Source organism: Chryseobacterium taklimakanense, assembly GCF_900187185.1.
Lineage (GTDB): Bacteria > Bacteroidota > Bacteroidia > Flavobacteriales > Weeksellaceae > Planobacterium > Planobacterium taklimakanense.
The window spans coordinates 153,524-171,519 of the sequence record NZ_LT906465.1 but is presented as its reverse complement, the minus strand read 5'-3'; the positions used below and the strand labels follow the sequence as shown (position 1 = coordinate 171,519).

Sequence of the window (17,996 nt, the reverse complement as noted above, 5' to 3'; positions counted from 1 at the left end):
CTATTTATTGATCATTACGCTGTTCTGCACCTCAATCGATTCCTCGTGAATGGCTTTGAATACTTTTTCTATAAAATCTTTTGACATTCCCGTCTCATCAGCTTTCATTGCGGCATATTCCGTGATTACTTTCCAACGGTCCGGCTGAAAGATCGCGATATTGTTTTCCTTTTTAACTGTTCCGATTTTCTCAGAGATTTTCATACGGTCTGCCAAAAGCTGGATCAGCTGGAAATCGATATCAGAAATCAGCGTTCTGTGCTGGCCTAATTTGTCTTCGTATTCAGCATCATCGGCATTTCTGGTTTGAAGGTTGGCGATGAGTTCTGCCAGAATCTCGGGCGTTATCTGCTGTGCGGCATCACTCCAGGCCTCGTCCGGCGTGCAGTGCGTTTCGATCATCGCACCATGGTAACCCACGTTCAGCGCTTCCTGAGCAACGCTGGCGAGCCCGGTCCTGTTTCCGCAGATATGCGACGGATCCACAATCATCGGAATATTCGGAAACTGGTTTTTGAAATCAATGGCTATCTGCCAGTTGGGGATATTTCTGTATTTGGTTTTCTGATAACTCGAAAAGCCGCGGTGAATTGCTCCAATATTGGTAATTCCCTGTCCCAAAAGCCTTTCCATAGCGCCAATCCACAGCGCAAGATCCGGATTTACGGGATTTTTAACCAAGACCGTTTTTTCGGTTCCGCGAAGCGCCACTGCAATTTCCTGTACGGTAAACGGGTTTACCGTAGAACGCGCACCAATCCAGAGAATATCAACATCTGCTTCCAAAGCAGCGAAAACGTGGTTGGCGTTGGCAACTTCGGTAGCCGTCTTAAATCCGTATTCTTCTTTAACTTTTTTAAGCCAGTTGAGTCCAATCACACCAACCCCTTCAAAACCATTGGGTTTGGTTCTTGGTTTCCAGATTCCGGCACGGAATACAGGAACATCAGCGCCGGATTCTTTTATCCTGCGTGCTGTTTCCAACATTTGAGTTTCGCTTTCAGCACTGCAGGGGCCGGCAATTATAAGTGGTTTTGGATAATTATTAATCCAGTCGTTTTTTAAATCTTGTAGTTCCATCTTGGTTCATCTGCAAATTCCTTTCGGCATTCCGCAATTAAAAGGTTGTAATGAAAAATTTATACAAATAAAGAAAATAATTAGGAAAAATCAAACTTAAAAAGATCGTCCAAATCCCGAAGAACAGGATTTTTTTCCGCCATCTTTTCAAAAAGGCCACGTTTGGTAATGATTTCAACTTTAAGCGCCGTGTCCATTTTATATTCGACTTTTATCCTGTGGTGATTGGCTTTTCTTTTAAAGTGATTAAAGAAGTCGGCCTGAACCTTGTCGAATTCTGCTTTTGCCGTATCCGACGGATAATTCACACGGATCGTATCTTCATCAATCTTAGACATCCTGAAGCCGTTGATGGCACTGTAAACCAGAATATCATTTTTACGGATTTCCTCTAAAAACAAAGCCCATTCATTGCGCAGATCGGTTTCAGTGAAATGATTGGTCGGCAAATCTTCCTCCTTAGTTTCAGCGCTAACGGTCTCTTCGGCTTCTTCTTTTTTGTTTAAAGCCTCAGCAATGCTGAATTTTGAAGGTTTCCTGCCTTTGGCAATGGGCGCTGATGCCTTCTGCACCGGCGGCGGTTCTGGCTCTTCCTTTGCAGCAGGTTTTTCAGGTGATGGTTTTGGCTGATTTTTTTTGTTCTCAATTAAATCTTCCGCCGCCTGTTTAAGAAACGGTGCGAGAATCAGGAACTTTTTTTTTTAGAATCCAAACCCTTTACAGATAGGGATGAAAGCTGCATCAGGGCGATTTCGACCGTCAGCTTTGGATTTTTTGAATTTTTATAATTGATGTCGGCATGGTTGCAGATCTCGATCGCATCGATAAGTTCCTGTGGAGACCAGTTTTTGCTTTGTAGAGCAAATTTCTCCTTGGTTTTCTCACCCACCTCAATGAGGTTTAAAGTAGAAGGATTCTGCGCCATCATCAGGTCACGGAAATGGTTTCCCAAACCGGCTATGAAAATGTGGGGATCGAAACCTTTTTTTACAATCTCATTAAATGCAGAAAGCACACCCGGGATGTCATTCGCTTTCGCTAGATCTGCAATGTTGAGATACTGGTCGTAGTCCAGAATATTTAGAACTTCCGCTGCTTTGGCAAGGGTAATATTCTTTTGGGTAAAAGTCGTCAGCCTGTCGAAGATGGAAAGGGCATCCCGCAGGGCACCGTCGGCTTTTTGAGCAATCAGATAAAGCGCATCGTCTTCGTATTTAACGTCTTCCTTTTCAGCGATTTTCCTTAAATGATCCTGAATGTCTTCAATCGTGATTCTTTTAAAATCATAGATCTGGCAACGGGACAGAATGGTTGGGATGATCTTATGCTTCTCAGTTGTCGCAAGGATGAAAATGGCATGTGCCGGAGGTTCTTCCAAAGTTTTGAGAAACGCATTAAATGCGTTGGAAGAAAGCATATGCACCTCATCGATGATATAAACCTTGTACTGCCCGACCTGCGGTGCAAAACGCACCTGGTCGATCAGTTCACGGATGTCATCCACCGAGTTGTTGGATGCGGCATCCAGTTCGTAGATATTGTAGGCAAAACCGTCCTCGGAAACGGAACCGTCTTTCTCGTTAATTTTTCTGGCTAATATCCTTGCACAGGTTGTTTTTCCAACACCGCGGGGGCCGCAGAACAGTAAGGCCTGCGCCAGCTGGTTGTTTTCGATGGCATGTTCCAGGGTATCGGTTACGTGGGACTGGCCTACAACAGTATCAAACTCTTGCGGGCGGTATTTACGGGCAGATACGATGAAATTTTCCATTGCTCAAAAATAGAGAAATTCTTTCCAAAAAAAAAACTTTGCAGAAGTTTTAGAACTCCGGCAAAGCAAATTATTTCCATTGGAAAATGCAAAGATCACATTTCCAAAACTCTTACATCAATCCTTCTGTTGAGTGCTTTACACTCATCGGTATCATTTGTTTCACAAACCGGATAGCGCGAACCGTAGCCTTCTGCTTCAACCCTTTCCGGGGAAATCCCCATTTCAAGAAGTTTTATCTTAGCAGTTTTAGCCCTAAGTTCAGACAGTTTTTGGTTGGTGGCTTCGTTACCGGTATTATCGGTATAACCGCCCACTTTTACTTTCATATCAGGATAAGCCTTCATGATTTCCGCAAGATTCTGAAGATTGGCCTCCGATCCCGGTACGATATCTGCACTGCCGCTCGCAAAGAAAAGGTTTTCTACGGTGTACCAATCGCTTTCGTTCAGTACGGATTTATCCTGAATTTTGATTTTATTATAAAGGTCATTCATCTGGCTGTTGGTTCCCAAACCAATCACTTTTTTATTGCTCAGTTGGATTTCCTGAATGTCACCGGTATCATAAACAAATTCCCCATCCTCATTGATGCCTCCCCTCACTTCAGAAACTTTCATATTTCCTGCCAATGAATCTTTTTTTACACCCGGCAAAACCGTTGTTGCCGTATGATTTCCACCAGTGCGTGCGGTGGGCTTCTCAATTTGTTCCGCCCTGCCCTTTTCGATTTTGTCCTTATGCATTAAAGCTAAAGTTGGCGCAATCACCAGTGAAACAATACTCATCAGTTTGATAAGGATATTCATTGACGGCCCGGAAGTGTCTTTGAATGGGTCACCAACGGTATCTCCCGTTACAGATGCCTTATGCATTTCGGAACCTTTATAGTGGGTTTGTCCGTTTACTTCAACTCCTTTTTCGAATGATTTTTTAGCATTATCCCATGCACCACCGGCATTATTCTGGAACATTCCCATCAATACACCTGAAACGGTTGCGCCCGCAAGGAAACCGCCCAACACTTCGGGACCCCAGATAAAGCCCACCAAAATGGGTGTTACGATAGCAATAGACCCTGGTAAAAGCATTTTCTTAATGGAAGCATCTGTAGAGATCTCAACACATTTTTCATATTCAGGCTCTGCTTTTCCTTCAAGAATTCCCGGAATTTCTCGGAACTGCCTTCTGACTTCCTCCACCATTGCCATCGCAGCTTTACCTACCGCTGTGATTGCCAAAGATGAAAAGATAAACGGGATCATCGCACCTACAAAAAGCCCGGCAAGAACGTCTGCTTTATAAACATCAATCCCGTCGATACCCGCTATTCCTACATAAGCTGCAAACAAGGCCAAAGCCGTAAGCGCCGCAGAAGCAATTGCAAAACCCTTTCCGGTTGCTGCAGTAGTGTTTCCTACAGCATCCAGAATATCTGTTCTTTCACGAACATCTTTGGGCAGTTCACTCATTTCTGCAATACCGCCGGCATTATCTGCTATCGGTCCGAAAGCATCAATTGCAAGCTGCATTGCGGTGGTTGCCATCATGCCCGCTGCGGCTATTGCCACACCGTAAAGACCTGCGCACAGGTAGGAACCCCAGATGCCACCCGCTAAAACGATCGTCGGCAGAAGTGTAGATTCCATCCCGATGGATAAACCGCCAATAATGTTTGTAGCATGACCGGTACTGGACTGTTTTACAATACTTTTAACAGGCCTTTTGCCCATGGCTGTATAATATTCAGTAATGATACTCATCAGAGTACCAACAATCAATCCTACCATTATAGCCCCGAAAACACCTATTTTGGTGAAAACAAATCCTCGCAGTTCCATGGTGTCCGGAAGAAGGTAATTGGTAAGGAAGTAGGATGAAATAGCCACGAGGAGTATACTTCCCCAGTTTCCAAAATTCAGGGCGTTCTGTACTTTGTGTGTATCATTTTCAGCGTCATCGCCGATTCTTACGAAGAAAGTTCCGATGATGGAGAAGATGATTCCTAAACCGGCAATCAGCATCGGTAAAAGGATGGGCGCATAACCACCGAAAGCGTCATTTGACAATGTTTCACGGCCTAAAACCATAGTCGCCAAGACGGTAGCAACGTATGAACCAAAAAGATCCGCTCCCATACCGGCAACATCACCTACGTTATCACCCACGTTATCAGCAATCGTTGCTGGATTTCGCGGATCATCTTCCGGAATCCCTGCTTCTACTTTTCCTACAAGGTCGGCACCAACGTCGGCTGCTTTGGTATAAATACCCCCGCCCACTCTGGCGAACAGCGCAATGGATTCAGCACCGAGGGAAAATCCTGTAAGGATTTCAATCGCGCGCTCCATCTCTTCAGAATTTGTCTCCGCTCCCGGCGCAATAAGTTGTTTGATGATTAAATAAAGCGCACCAAGCCCCAAAACTGCCAGCCCGGCAACGCCCATTCCCATTACGGAACCACCGGTGAATGAAACTTTTAATGCTTTTGAAAGTGAGGTTTTTGCAGCCTCCGCCGTTCTCACGTTCGCTTTTGTGGCGATTTTCATTCCGATATAACCGGCTGTCGCGCTGAAAATAGCGCCGGCTATAAAAGCCAGACCGATACTCCAGTGTGATTTCTCATTACTGAAGCCCATCAAGGCCAGCAAAATCGCTACTATAACCACAAAATAAGCAAGAATCTTGTACTCGGCATGAAGAAAAGCCATCGCTCCGTCAGCAATATGGCCGCTGATCGAGCGCATTTTCTCATTTCCTGCATCCTGCTTACTAACCCAGGAGCTTTGAACGAACGTATAGACTAAGGCGATAAGTCCAAAGATTGGGATGAAGAAGAATAAATCCATAAATGTTGTTTTTTTAATTAATAGTTAAATATAATAAAAAACCATAATTACGAATAACAAACTCTTAAAAATTCATAATTCTGAATAAAAATTTAATTAAAAAAAAAGACGGGTAACGCATTACCTGTCTTTTAAATAATTTATTAAAACCTTTTTAGTATCCGCCAAATTTATTAGCGTAGTCTTTTTGCGAAGCTTCTATGACTTGTTTCGCGTGCTCTGCGCCGTATACTTCGTCGATCCTGCATTTGGCCGGTTCATCCGGAAGGTTCTTATAGGTAAGGAAGTAATGTTTGAGTCGTTTTACTTCAGCTTCAGGAAGTTCAGTAATATCACGAACGTGGCCGAACGCGTGGTCGCCCACCATTACTGCAACAATCTTGTCATCAGCTTCACCTTTATCAATCATTTTAAAACCACCGATTGGAATAGCTTCCATCAAAAGCCCTCCGGCGTGGATGTTGTGCGAACTTAAAACACAGATATCCAAAGGGTCGAGGTCACCCATTTTCACATCTTCAGAACCGCTTTCTATAGCGAGTTTCTTTACTTCGTCGTGGCAGTAGGTTCTTGGAATAAAACCATACAGAGCAGGAATGATGTTCGAGAACTGTTGCGGACGGTCTACTTTAAGATAGCCGCTAAGCTTGTCAATTTCATATTTAATGGTGTCGGAAGGCACGATTTCGATAAATACATTTACCACTTCCGGTGCATTCTTCCCTGCTGGTATCCCATGCCATGGATGGGCTTGAAAATTTGGTATCATTTGATTCGTTTATTTTTATTTACTAAGGATTAAATATTCGCGGCGAAGATTTTCGAGAGCCTGCGAAACATAGTCATCGCCATTCACATAATTCATCAGGAAAACGGTTTTGAACTCTTCAAGGTTACTGTCTGAACTCAGGTTTTCGTAAGTCTTATGCGCAAGCTGAATGATATTATTTTTGGCTGCGGTGATGTTCTGCCACGAGAGTTTCGAAATATAAAGTTGCTGCGAAGAATTATAATCATACTCTTCGGAAATGGATTTCTCAGTAAGGAAAATGAATTCGTGGGGTTTCAGGTTTTTATCAAATTTGTTGACCAAATTTGCAGGTTTCATCCTTTCCAGGAAAAGCGTCATGCGTTCATAGGCCTGCAAACGGTTTTCGCCACCTGATTTTACCGATAAAAGCTGTAATTCCTTTTCTTTCAAAGCAATATAACTGTACACAAACTGCCTGCATAAAACCAAAAAAGGAATGGCAATGATGAAGGCGGCTGCATAGGGCAAATACTGTGAAAAATCCATATTAAAATTCAGACTGCAAAATTAAATAAATAATTATGTTTTATGCGCTTTTAACCCAAGTTTATTTTTCAAGATGAAAAGGTGTTAACTATCAATATTTATTATTTTGGAGAAGATCAAAAAATACTTTTTCCTTTAAGAAGTAAATTAAAGGCGTTTTTTATAACATCTTTTTTTGAGTTCCTGATGCATTGATAGGTACGCTCGACCGGTCTGAACCCCTGAAAAAATTCTTTAATATTGGGTAAGTCACTGCCTTCGAAATCAAAAATTTTATGTTCGATACAGTTTTCAATGGCTTTATCGATTAAAACAGACGATCCGGCAAGTTTGACTGTTTCCGGTTTATTAAATGTTCCAAGCAGGACCGTTGCAGACGAATCTTCATACAGCGCTAACAGATTAATGATTTCATTTCTTAAAATAAAAGCTGAAAATCTCAGCAGACCGGCATCATAAAACCTTTTGAAGGTGTCAAGAAAAACTTTAAGATCTTTATTGTTCTGATGCCCAATCATATTTTTTTGGATGAAACCTGAAACTTCATCAAAATTTATATTTTTTAACTCAGAATCTGCCTTTACAGATTCATCCAACCGCAGTTTACGCTTCCTTTTTGGCGAATACTTCTGCCTTACATTCTCATAGCTGTCAGGATAAATAATAAAATTGGTTCGTTTTTCTAAGACTGATGAGAACTTATTTCTTTCATTAAAAGCATAATACCACACGAGAAAATTAGTCCGTAAAAAGTGTAGAAATTCATCATTGAGCTTACTATCATCCTTAAGAGAAAAAACACCCAACTGTTGGCAAAGCTTCGGATGGTGAACGACTTTTAAGCCATATTTTTTGGAATATGGCACCGGCATTACAGCATCGTAATCGCCGTAAACTAACAGGTCCCACTTTTTGGCAGCAGCAAGCTCCAGGAAAGTTTTTGAAGCCGAATATTTGAACTGTTCAGAAGTATCTAGGCAGCGTGTGTACTTCACAAAATCAATTTCGTGATATCGCAGATGTTTTATCATAACAGGCCTTCGTCAGCAAAACTGAAATACGATGTTTGGTTCAGAATCAAATGGTCGATGAGGATAATGTTCAAAATTTTACCCGCTTCCGAGACCTGTTTCGTAATACGCCGGTCATCCTCGCTGGGTTTTAGATTTCCTGAAGGATGGTTGTGTGCCAGAAAAATGCCCGTGGCAAAATGCTCCAGAGCGGTTTTGAAGAGCGTGCGCACATCGACCATTGAAGCGGTAATTCCGCCGGAAGTCATTTTTGAAAGATGCAGCACTTTATTACTCTGATTTACAAAAACCGCCCACACTTCCTCGGTCTGCAAATCTGAAAGATGGGGTTTGAAAATTTGAAAGGCCTCGGCTGAACTGCCAATCCGTTTTCTGTCGGGAACTTCCTGTGCGGCGCGCCGACGTCCGATTTCCAAAGCCGCGGCTATCGAGATGGCTTTTGCCTCACCAATCCCGCTGAACCTCATTAGATCCTTGATTGTGAGCTGGCTCAGATTATGCCAGTTGTGATCTACAGATTTTAAAATTCTGCGGCACAGATCTACTGCGCTTTCATCCCTGTTTCCACTGCCTATGATAATTGCCAAAAGCTCGGCATCAGAAAGTGAATTCCTGCCTTTCAGCAGAAATTTTTCTCTCGGGCGGTCGTCTTCAGCTAGGAATTTTATGGACATACGTGCGGGTGAGGTTTAAATTTAATACTTTGAAACAATCAGCCCGTCTTTCATCACGAGCTTGCGGTCTGTGATTTCCGCGAGGTTGGGGTTGTGCGTCACGATGACGAAAGTCTGGTTGTACTTGTCCCTGAGATCAAAAAATAACTTATGCAGGTCATCCGCATTCTTTGAATCCAGGTTTCCGGTAGGTTCATCCGCAAAAATAATCTTGGGTGAATTAATCAGAGCACGTGCTACGGCCGCCCTTTGCGCTTCCCCACCCGACATCTCGTTGGGCTTGTGGTGCAATCTTTCGGCAATATTGAGGTCTTCAAAAAGGCTGTAGGCTTTTTCAAGATATTCTTTTTCATTTTTACCTGCTATTTTGGTAGGCAAAAGAACATTTTCCAGCGCTGTAAATTCAGGCAAAAGCTGGTGATATTGAAATACAAAACCGATATTCTCGTTTCTGAACCGGGAAAGCTGCCGGTCATTCATATTAAGAAAAGATTGTCCGTCGATAGTGATCTCAGTACCGTATTTTGAAGGATTGGAAGGCACATCCAAAGTCCCGAGAATCTGGAGCATTGTTGATTTTCCCGCACCAGATTCCCCGACAATTGAGACCACTTCACCAATCTTGATATGCAGGTCCACACCTTTCAAAACTTCTAAATCGCCGTAGGATTTATGAATATTTTTAGCTCTAATCATAGCATCAAAAATACTTATATTTTTTTGATTAAATAAAAAACCCTTCCAGGGATTCCTGAAAGGGCGGTATTAATTTGCCGTTTTGCCAAGATATGGCAATTTCTGAAACTTATTTAAAGTAATAAAGTTAAAGGCTGCTCGAGATAAGTCCGTAATGTTTGAAGGAATTCAGCTCCTGTAGCGCCGTCAACCACTCTGTGATCACTTGCAAGTGATAGTTTCATTGTATTTCCAACGACGATTTGTCCGTCTTTTACAACCGGTTTTTCAATGATCGCACCTACTGAAAGAATTGCAGAATTCGGTTGGTTGATGATTGACGTAAAAGTCTCGATACCAAACATTCCAAGGTTTGAAACCGAAAAAGTGGAACCTTCCATTTCATTAGCCTTCAGGCCTTTAGATTTTGCCCTGGATGCCATATCTTTCACCGCCGCGGAGATTTGCATATAGTTCATCTGGTCCGTATGCTTTAACACAGGCACTACCAGTCCGTCAGGAATTGCCACCGCGACACCGACATTGATGTCACCGTGGTGAATGATTTTGTCGCCGCCCCAGGATGAGTTCACCTGTGGATGTTTTCTTAAAGCCATCGCTACAGCCTTAATAATCATATCGTTGAAAGAAATTTTGGTGTCCGGCAGCGAATTTATTTCTTTTCTCGCTTCAATCGCCTTATCCATATTGATTTCAACCATCAGGTAATAATGCGGTGCCGAGAATTTACTTTCCGAAAGCCTTTTCGCGATAATGTTTCTAACCTGTGAATTTGGCGTTTCAGTAGTTTCTCCCGAAACAAAATTCCTGGCTGCCTGCGCCGCTGCCGGAGCTGCAACAGAAGACGCTGCTGCCTGTGCCGGTTGTGCTGCACTTGCCTTATAATTTTCAATATCTTTTTTTACGATTCTTCCGTTTTCGCCGGAACCCTGTAGTGATGCTACATCAATTCCTTTTTCTTCTGCCATTTTTCTGGCTAACGGTGAAATTGCTACCCTGTCGCCAGTTGTTGAAGATTCTACAGTTTTTGCAGGCTCTGCAGTTTTATTCTCTTGAGGAGCAGCTTCCGCTTGGGTGGGTGCTGCCGGTTTTTTGCTACCGCCCGATAATATTCCGGAAACATCGGTTCCTGCAGGACCGATAATTGCCAGAACCGTATCTACCGCCGAAGCACCGCCTTCTGCAACGCCCTGATGTAGAAGCGTTCCATTAACTTCCGCTTCAAAATCCTGTACTGCTTTATCGGTTTCTATTTCCGCAAGGATGTCACCTTCTTTCACATTATCGCCTACGTTTTTGTGCCACTTTGCAACTTTACCTTCCGTCATGGTATCAGAAAGCCTTGGCATTGTGATCACTTCAACACCCGCAGGAATTTCAGCTTTACCGGCTGCCGTATCGGCGCCTCCCTCCTTTTCCACAGGCTGTGATGTTTCAGTTGGTGTATTTTGATTTTCAGTTTTAAATTCCTCAGGCACACCGGGGTTTGATGCGATGGCACTTTCAGCCTGCGGAGCAGAACTTCCACCTTTAAGGGCAGAGATGTCTTCACCCTCATTTCCTATAATTGCCAGTACAGAATCTACCGGCGCGGCATTGCCTTCTTCTACACCAATATAAAGAAGCGTTCCCTTAATTTCAGATTCAAAATCCTGAACCGCTTTATCCGTTTCTATTTCTGCTAAAACATCGCCCTCATTCACTGACTCCCCCACTTTTTTGTGCCATTTTGCAACTTTCCCCTCGGTCATGGTATCCGAAAGACGCGGCATTGTAATTACTTCAGCCATAATAATTTATTGATTTGAGATTCGAGATTCGAGATTTGAAATTCAGGAAATTTCAAACATCAAATTCCAAATTAATTATTTTAGTTTTCTAATTTGTCAAGAAATGGGTAATCCTCCTGTGCGTACACGTAATCGTAGATTTTTTCCGGATCAGGATACGGTGAATTTTCCATAAACTCTACGCATTCTTCAACGAAATTTCTGGAATTGTTATCAATTTCCTCAAGCTCCTGTTCTGTAGCCCAGTTGTTTTTTAAAATTCTGTCTTTCAGCAAATGGATTGGGTCATCCTGCTTGTGCATTTCAACCTCTTCTTTTGTTCTGTAGGGTTCAGCATCGGACATAGAGTGCCCTCTGTAACGGTAAGTTCTTGCTTCGATGAACGTAGGTCCGTCGCCTCTTCTTGCCCGTTCTATTGCTTCATAAGCTGCCTCAGCAACTTTCTCAGGATCCATGGCATCTACAGGCATACACGGCATTTCGTAACCTAAGCCAAGTTTGTAAATATCTTCGTGATTTGCAGTTCTTTTTACAGAGGTTCCCATCGCGTACTGGTTATTTTCAACCACGAATACTACAGGAAGTTTCCAGTTCATCGCCATATTGAAGGTTTCATGAAGCGAGCCCTGTCTTGCGGCACCGTCACCGAAGAAACAGATGTTCACGGCTTTTCGGTCAAAATATTTATCCGCAAAAGCAATCCCGGCTCCCAAAGGAATTTGCCCGCCTACGATACCGTGTCCGCCATAAAAACGGTGCTCCTTGCTGAAGATGTGCATAGAACCGCCCATACCTCCGGAAGTTCCCGTGGCCTTACCACAAAGTTCAGCCATAATTCTCTTCGGATCCACGCCCATCGCCATCGGATGTATGTGGCAACGGTAAGCGGTGATCATACTGTCTTTCGACAGATCCATCGCGTGAGTAAAACCGGCAGGAATAGCTTCCTGACCGTTGTATAAATGTAAAAATCCTCTGATTTTCTGTTTTAGGTAAAGAGAACGGCATTTGTCTTCAAACCTTCTCCACATCGTCATATCAGCGTACCACTTCAGGTAGACCTCTTTAGAAAATTCCTTCATTACAGTTGAAATTATTAGGCAAAAATAAGAAAAATTCTTGGTACTGCCTGCTGCATATCAAACGAAATTTAAAATTTAGATTGCTCAAAAAAACTTAATTTTGATGTAAGAATCTGTTTATGCAAAATAATGTAACTGCTCACCCCATCGTAATTTTTCTTTCAAAATTCATTTCAAATTTTTTCAATCCGCTCACCTCGCTTTTTCTCTATTTCGCGTATTACAGCAGCAAGCATTATGATCTGAAAAAGTCCCTGTATGAATTCCTGCCAATCCTGCTGATTCTTATTCTGCCAATCAGCGCGTGGATTTACTGGAATGTGCGGAAAGGCAACTACACAAACATGGACGTGTCTAACCGGAAACAGCGCAACAGCCTGTATATTTTCATCGCTGTGGCGATGCTGGTTTACCTCTTAATTAATTTTATGATCGACGGACAGATTGATTATACAATGCTGTTTCTTTTCATCCTTTTAATATTGATGCAGATCAGCAATTACTTTATTAAAAGTTCGATGCACACCGCCATCAATATATTTGCCGCTGCACTGTTCTTTGCCCAGAATCAGATTTTGGGCTTGGCATGGCTTTTCATCGCTGTTATGGTTGGAATTACCAGAATTATCCTGAAACGGCACACACCGAAAGAAGTTCTCATGGGAGCCGCGATAGCCTCTATGGTTTCTTTTTTCTATCTTTATATTTACATTCAAAATCAGTAATCTATGAAAATAAATGCCCTGACGCCGGCGGAAGAAAACCTCATGCTGCTCATCTGGAAACTCGGCTCCCCGTTTATGAAAGATATTATGGAGGCTTTACCGGAGCCGAAACCGCATCACAACACCGTTTCCACATACCTGAAAATACTGGTTGAAAAAGAATATTTAAGCACTGAAAAAATTGGGCGAATTTTCAAATACAGCACAACGGTTCCGTTTGAGGAATACCGCAAGTTCATATTAGCACCTTTTCTGGAAAATTTTTTCAATAATTCCGCTTCAGAACTGTTGAAAATGCTGATTTCGGAAAACCTTTTAAAGCCTTCTGACCTGAATGATTATTTTGAAATAAAAACGGCCGTAGTTCCCATTTTGCAACCCAAGGAAGAAACGAAAGGAAGCGATATTTCAAGTTTTATTACCGAGCTGACTTCTGATAAACCAAAAAAAGTGAAGGACAAAAAGAAGAAGAGAAAGAAAAAATAGTCTGATTTTAAAGATCTAACCAAAAAACTCACGATGAAAGAAAAATTCAAACAGATCTGGGGAAAAGCGGACGACATCATCCTTCGCTACCCCATGGTTTTGACCATGGCACTGATTGCCGCGATTTCTTCGGTTGTCGCGATTGAGCTGGACACTCAGCAAAATCAGTTTGTGGTAACAAAATTGGTAATGACCGCCTGCCTGGGGATTTCGCTGATGTTTGCCGTAAAAATGCTTTCGCAGCGCATCGGTAAAGAATTCTTGATGCAAATTCTTGCTTTGGGAATTTTGGCGGTCTTCTTTTATGTACTGCCCAATTCTCAACGGGATTTCACTGAAGCATACGCTTTCGTACTGATTCCGAGTTATATACTGTCGCATCTGTTGGTTTCTTTCATTCCATTTTTTGGTGAGAAACGTGAACTGAAATTCTGGCAATACAACAAGAACTTATTCATCAATATTTTCCTGACTGCGGTATTTACAGGTGTCTTGGTTGGCGGCGTGATGCTCGCAATTTTAGCTGTTGACAATCTTTTTGATCTAAATTTCAATGAAGATTTATACCCGAAAACATTTCTGTTTCTGGCCATTTTAGGAAGCTGTTTTATTTTTCTGTTGTTTAATGACAAAGGCCTGTCACAGCTTGAAAGCGACAGCAGTTATCCGCAAATCCTGAAATTTTTCACTCAATTTGTACTCATTCCGCTGCTGCTGATTTATGTGGTGATTTTGTATTTCTATTTCGGTAAAATTTTAATCCATTGGGAATTACCGCGCGGCTGGGTTTCGTACCTTATACTGGCCTATTCAGTTGTCGGGATTTTAGCATTATTGCTCGTTCATCCGTTGAAAGAAGATTCTACGAAATCTTGGGTAAAAGTATTCAGCAAAGTATTTTATTACTCGCTGGTACCGCTTTTGGTGATGCTTTTCACGGCGATTTTTACCAGAATTTTAGAATACGGTTACACCGAAGCTAGGTATTACGTGCTTTTGCTTGCGGCTTGGCTCACGGCAGTGGTTTTATATTTTATTTTCATTAAAAAACCAACCATTAAATTCGTTCCGGTTTCGCTTTTTGCATTCGGATTGTTCGCGCTCATTTTTCCTTATTTCAATGCATTTTCCGTTGCAAAGAGAAGCCAGAAAAACGAACTTGAAAAAGTTTTAGTTACGAATAATTTACTCGCAAACGGAAAAATTGATTTCAACAAAAAAATTAAAAATACCGTCGCTGATGAAGTTGCCAACAAAATGGATTATCTCTACAAAAGGTTCGAAGAGGACTATATTTATTCGCTTCTCGGCAATGAGCAGGTCAGCAGGTTAAAAAAAACAGAAAAAACCGGCTACCGCGATATTCATTACAGCATTCTGGGATTTTTCAAATATAAAACCGCTGAACCTTCCGCAGTAAAACGTGTTGAAATTTATACATTAAATTCTTTAGTGAAAATCGATGGTTACAGGTATATGGCAAGAGTACAGGACTATGAGCAAAAAGGAATAAATATCGGCAGAGACAAAATTACGGTACGGAATAACCTCCGAAACAGCAAACCGCAGCTTTTGGTTAAATTAAATGAAGATCAGTCCGTTGATCTTCTGCCTTTCATCCAAAGGAAACTTTCAGAATATCAGCCACAAATAGAGCGAATCCTGGTTGATGATATTTCCACAGAGTTCACCTTAGGAAAATATCGGGTAAAAATTCTTTTTGGAAGCCTTACAAAAGAAAAACTCAAAAATGATCAGTATTTCTTCAGTGATGCTGTTCTTTTAATTAAATAGACCGACCTGCCATATTCGCGAAACAAAAAATTCCTTATTTTTGCACCTAATAAATTTTTGAAGAAGACCTATGTTAAAAATCACTCTTCCAGACGGAAGCATCAGAGAATTTGAAGGTGCAGTGACTCCAATGGATGTGGCCAAATCCATCAGCGACGGACTGGCAAGAAACACCATTTCTGCAATCGTAAACGGAAAACAGGTAGAAATTACCACGCCGGTTACAGAAGATTCTACAGTGCAGCTTCTCACCTGGAATGATGATATGGGTAAAAAAGCATTTTGGCACTCCTCAGCCCACCTTTTGGCGCAGGCAATTCTTGATTTTTATCCGAATGCAAAACTGACGATCGGTCCTGCCATCGAAAACGGATTTTATTACGATGTTGATTTTGGTGATGAAGTTCTGGGCGAAAAAGATTTTGAAAAAATCGAGAAGAAAATGCTCGAAAACGCCAAAAAAGATTCCACTTTCAATCTGTACGCCGTTTCCAAAGCCGACGCTTTGAAAGAATACGCAGACAATCCTTATAAAACAGAACTGATTTCTAATCTTGAAGACGGCGAAATTACATTCTGCAGCCACGATAATTTTACAGATTTGTGTCGCGGCGGTCACATTCCTTCAACAGGAATTGTAAAAGCCGTAAAAGTGTTGAACGCCGCCGGCGCATACTGGCGAGGCGATGAAAAAAATCCACAGTTGACCAGGGTTTACGGAATTTCTTTCCCCAAACAGAAAGATCTAACCGAATATCTTGAAAGGCTTGAAGAAGCCAAACGCCGCGACCACAGAAAACTCGGAAAGGAACTCGGGATTTTTGCTTTTTCTGAAAAAGTAGGCGCAGGTTTGCCGCTTTGGTTGCCAAAAGGAACGGCACTGAGAAAAAAACTGGAAAATTTCCTTTCTGAAGCCCAGAAAAAAGCAGGTTACGAGTTCGTCATGTCGCCACACATTGGCGGAAAGGAACTTTACGTAACTTCCGGACACTGGGATAAATATGGTGCCGACAGTTTCCAGCCGATAAAAACGCCAAACGAGGGCGAAGAATTCATGCTGAAGCCGATGAACTGCCCGCACCACTGCGAGATTTACAAAGTTGGACAATGGTCGTACCGCGATTTGCCGAAGCGTTTTGCAGAATTCGGTACGGTTTACAGATACGAGCAGTCAGGCGAATTGCACGGGCTTACCAGAGTTCGCGGGTTTACGCAGGACGACGCGCACCTCTTCTGTACACCGGATCAGTTGATGAAAGAATTTGAAGGTGTGATCGATTTGGTGATGTATGTTTTCAAGAATTTAGGATTTGAGGATTTCGTGGCGCAAGTTTCCCTACGTGATAAAGAAAACCGCGAAAAATACATCGGTTCCGAAGAGAATTGGGAAAAAGCCGAAAACGCGATCATACAGGCTGCTGCCAACAAGGGTTTGAAAACCGTTGTGGAATATGGTGAAGCCGCTTTTTACGGCCCCAAACTGGATTTTATGGTGAAGGATGCTTTGGGCAGAAAATGGCAGTTGGGTACTATTCAGGTGGATTATAATCTACCGGAAAGATTCGACCTTACGTATATAGGCAGCGACGGCGAAAAGCACAGACCGGTGATGATTCACAGAGCGCCATTTGGTTCCATGGAGCGGTTCATCGCGATATTATTGGAGAATACTGCCGGCGATTTTCCGCTTTGGCTGGCTCCGGATCAGTTTATCATCCTCCCGATTTCAGAAAAATATGCCGATTACGCAAAAAAAGTTTCACAATTGTTGGAAAATCACGATATTAGCGGCCTGATTGACTACCGGAACGAAAAAACCGGCAAGAAAATCAGAGATGCGGAAATTAAAAAGTATCCTTTTATGCTGATCGTGGGTGAAAATGAAGAAAACGCAGGAACAGTTTCCGTAAGAAGGCGTGGTGAAGGTGATTTAGGAACGATGAGCATTGAAGATTTCATTGCCTACTTCAAGAAAGCGGCAGAATTTAATGCAGCTTTCGGAGAATAAGTTTGAACCACAAAAGTCACATAAGATTGAAGTTTCATTAAATGCTACTTTAGAAGTGCAAAAAATGAAAATTAAAAGATTTTCATCAGCTTGAAACTAGAAACGATAAAAGAATATAACTTAAAATTTTAATACAATAGCACAGAGATTTAACAGCCGAGGCCCAAGACGTCCCATCCAGAAGGAGGACGCACATCAGATTAATGAGAAAATTCGGGCAAAAGAAGTCCGTTTAGTGGGCGATAATGTAGAACCGGGAGTATATCCGCTTGCGAAAGCTCAGGAAATTGCAAAAGCTCAGGAGCTTGACCTTGTTGTAATTTCAGACAAGGCCGAACCTTATATTGCACGGGTACTGGATTACAAAAAATTCCTTTACGAGCAGAAGAAAAAGCAAAAGGAACTAAAAGCCAAGCAGGTAAAAGTGGTGGTAAAGGAAATTCGTTTCGGGCCGCAAACCGATGACCACGATTACGAATTCAAAAAGAAGCACGCTGAAAAGTTCCTGGAAGAAGGTTCCAAACTGAAAACGTACGTATTTTTCAAAGGGCGTTCCATCATCTTCAAAGACCAGGGAGAGATTCTTTTGCTAAAACTCGCGCAGGACTTGGAACATGTTGGTAAAGTAGACCAACTGCCAAAGCTTGAAGGGAAAAGAATGATCATGATGATGAGCCCGAAAAAGCCGGCGAAATAGTATTAAATGAAACAAT

The 17,996-nt window shown here is 42.2% G+C and carries 16 protein-coding genes; 5 read left to right on the top strand and 11 right to left on the bottom strand.

Annotation, left to right across the window (positions count from 1 at the left end; all coding sequences use genetic code 11):
* The 11 genes from CKV81_RS00795 to pdhA form a co-directional block, all read right to left on the bottom strand.
* The gene (locus CKV81_RS00795; protein WP_095069463.1) at nt 1-1,080 is read right to left on the bottom strand and encodes a chorismate mutase; all 1,080 of its coding nucleotides are present in this window, start codon (nt 1,078-1,080) and stop codon (nt 1-3) included.
* Nucleotides 1,081-1,160: 80 nt separating this feature from the next.
* A complete protein-coding gene (locus CKV81_RS00790) occupies nt 1,161-1,652 on the bottom strand; it encodes a hypothetical protein (protein WP_095069462.1) in 492 nt (163 codons plus the stop codon).
* 113 nt (nt 1,653-1,765) lie between these two features.
* Nucleotides 1,766-2,851, bottom strand: a complete 1,086-nt coding sequence (gene dnaX, locus CKV81_RS00785) for a DNA polymerase III subunit gamma/tau (RefSeq protein WP_095069461.1) — start codon at nt 2,849-2,851, stop codon at nt 1,766-1,768.
* A 95-nt stretch (nt 2,852-2,946) separates the two neighbouring features.
* On the bottom strand, nt 2,947-5,700 hold the full coding sequence (locus CKV81_RS00780; RefSeq protein WP_095069459.1) for a sodium-translocating pyrophosphatase: 2,754 nt from the start codon (nt 5,698-5,700) through the stop codon (nt 2,947-2,949).
* A gap of 154 nt (nt 5,701-5,854) precedes the next feature.
* Nucleotides 5,855-6,469, bottom strand: coding sequence for an inorganic pyrophosphatase (locus tag CKV81_RS00775; RefSeq protein ID WP_095069457.1), 615 nt, complete (start codon nt 6,467-6,469; stop codon nt 5,855-5,857).
* A gap of 15 nt (nt 6,470-6,484) precedes the next feature.
* Nucleotides 6,485-6,997 carry a DUF7935 family protein gene (locus CKV81_RS00770; RefSeq protein WP_095069455.1) on the bottom strand — a complete coding sequence of 171 codons (513 nt, stop codon included), beginning with the start codon at nt 6,995-6,997 and terminating at the stop codon, nt 6,485-6,487.
* Nucleotides 6,998-7,113: 116 nt separating this feature from the next.
* Nucleotides 7,114-8,028, bottom strand: a complete 915-nt coding sequence (locus CKV81_RS00765; RefSeq protein WP_095069453.1) for a hypothetical protein — start codon at nt 8,026-8,028, stop codon at nt 7,114-7,116.
* Nucleotides 8,025-8,702: a RadC family protein gene (gene radC, locus CKV81_RS00760; RefSeq protein ID WP_095069451.1), complete on the bottom strand. Its 678-nt coding sequence runs from the start codon at nt 8,700-8,702 to the stop codon at nt 8,025-8,027. Before radC ends, CKV81_RS00765 begins: the two co-directional genes overlap by 4 nt.
* 21 nt (nt 8,703-8,723) lie before the next feature.
* Nucleotides 8,724-9,398 carry an ABC transporter ATP-binding protein gene (locus tag CKV81_RS00755; RefSeq protein WP_095069450.1) on the bottom strand — a complete coding sequence of 225 codons (675 nt, stop codon included), beginning with the start codon at nt 9,396-9,398 and terminating at the stop codon, nt 8,724-8,726.
* Between the two features lie 113 nt (nt 9,399-9,511).
* Complete coding sequence (locus tag CKV81_RS00750; protein ID WP_095069447.1) at nt 9,512-11,188, bottom strand: pyruvate dehydrogenase complex dihydrolipoamide acetyltransferase; 1,677 nt, start codon at nt 11,186-11,188, stop codon at nt 9,512-9,514.
* Nucleotides 11,189-11,268: 80 nt separating this feature from the next.
* On the bottom strand, nt 11,269-12,270 hold the full coding sequence (pdhA, locus tag CKV81_RS00745; RefSeq protein ID WP_095069445.1) for a pyruvate dehydrogenase (acetyl-transferring) E1 component subunit alpha: 1,002 nt from the start codon (nt 12,268-12,270) through the stop codon (nt 11,269-11,271).
* A gap of 119 nt (nt 12,271-12,389) precedes the next feature.
* Between pdhA and CKV81_RS00740 the strand changes: the two genes are divergently transcribed.
* The 5 genes from CKV81_RS00740 (at nt 12,390) to infC (ending at nt 17,980) form a co-directional block, all read left to right on the top strand.
* Nucleotides 12,390-12,995: a phosphatase PAP2 family protein gene (locus CKV81_RS00740; protein ID WP_095069443.1), complete on the top strand. Its 606-nt coding sequence runs from the start codon at nt 12,390-12,392 to the stop codon at nt 12,993-12,995.
* A gap of 3 nt (nt 12,996-12,998) precedes the next feature.
* Complete coding sequence (locus CKV81_RS00735) at nt 12,999-13,481, top strand: BlaI/MecI/CopY family transcriptional regulator (RefSeq protein WP_095069441.1); 483 nt, start codon at nt 12,999-13,001, stop codon at nt 13,479-13,481.
* 33 nt (nt 13,482-13,514) lie between these two features.
* Entirely contained in the window at nt 13,515-15,275 is a 1,761-nt protein-coding gene (locus CKV81_RS00730; RefSeq protein ID WP_095069439.1) for a DUF4153 domain-containing protein, read from the top strand.
* Nucleotides 15,276-15,345: 70 nt separating this feature from the next.
* The gene (gene thrS, locus CKV81_RS00725; protein ID WP_095069437.1) at nt 15,346-17,283 is read left to right on the top strand and encodes a threonine--tRNA ligase; all 1,938 of its coding nucleotides are present in this window, start codon (nt 15,346-15,348) and stop codon (nt 17,281-17,283) included.
* Between the two features lie 175 nt (nt 17,284-17,458).
* A complete protein-coding gene (gene infC, locus CKV81_RS00720) occupies nt 17,459-17,980 on the top strand; it encodes a translation initiation factor IF-3 (RefSeq protein ID WP_095069435.1) in 522 nt (173 codons plus the stop codon).
* Nucleotides 17,981-17,996 lie beyond the last annotated feature (16 nt).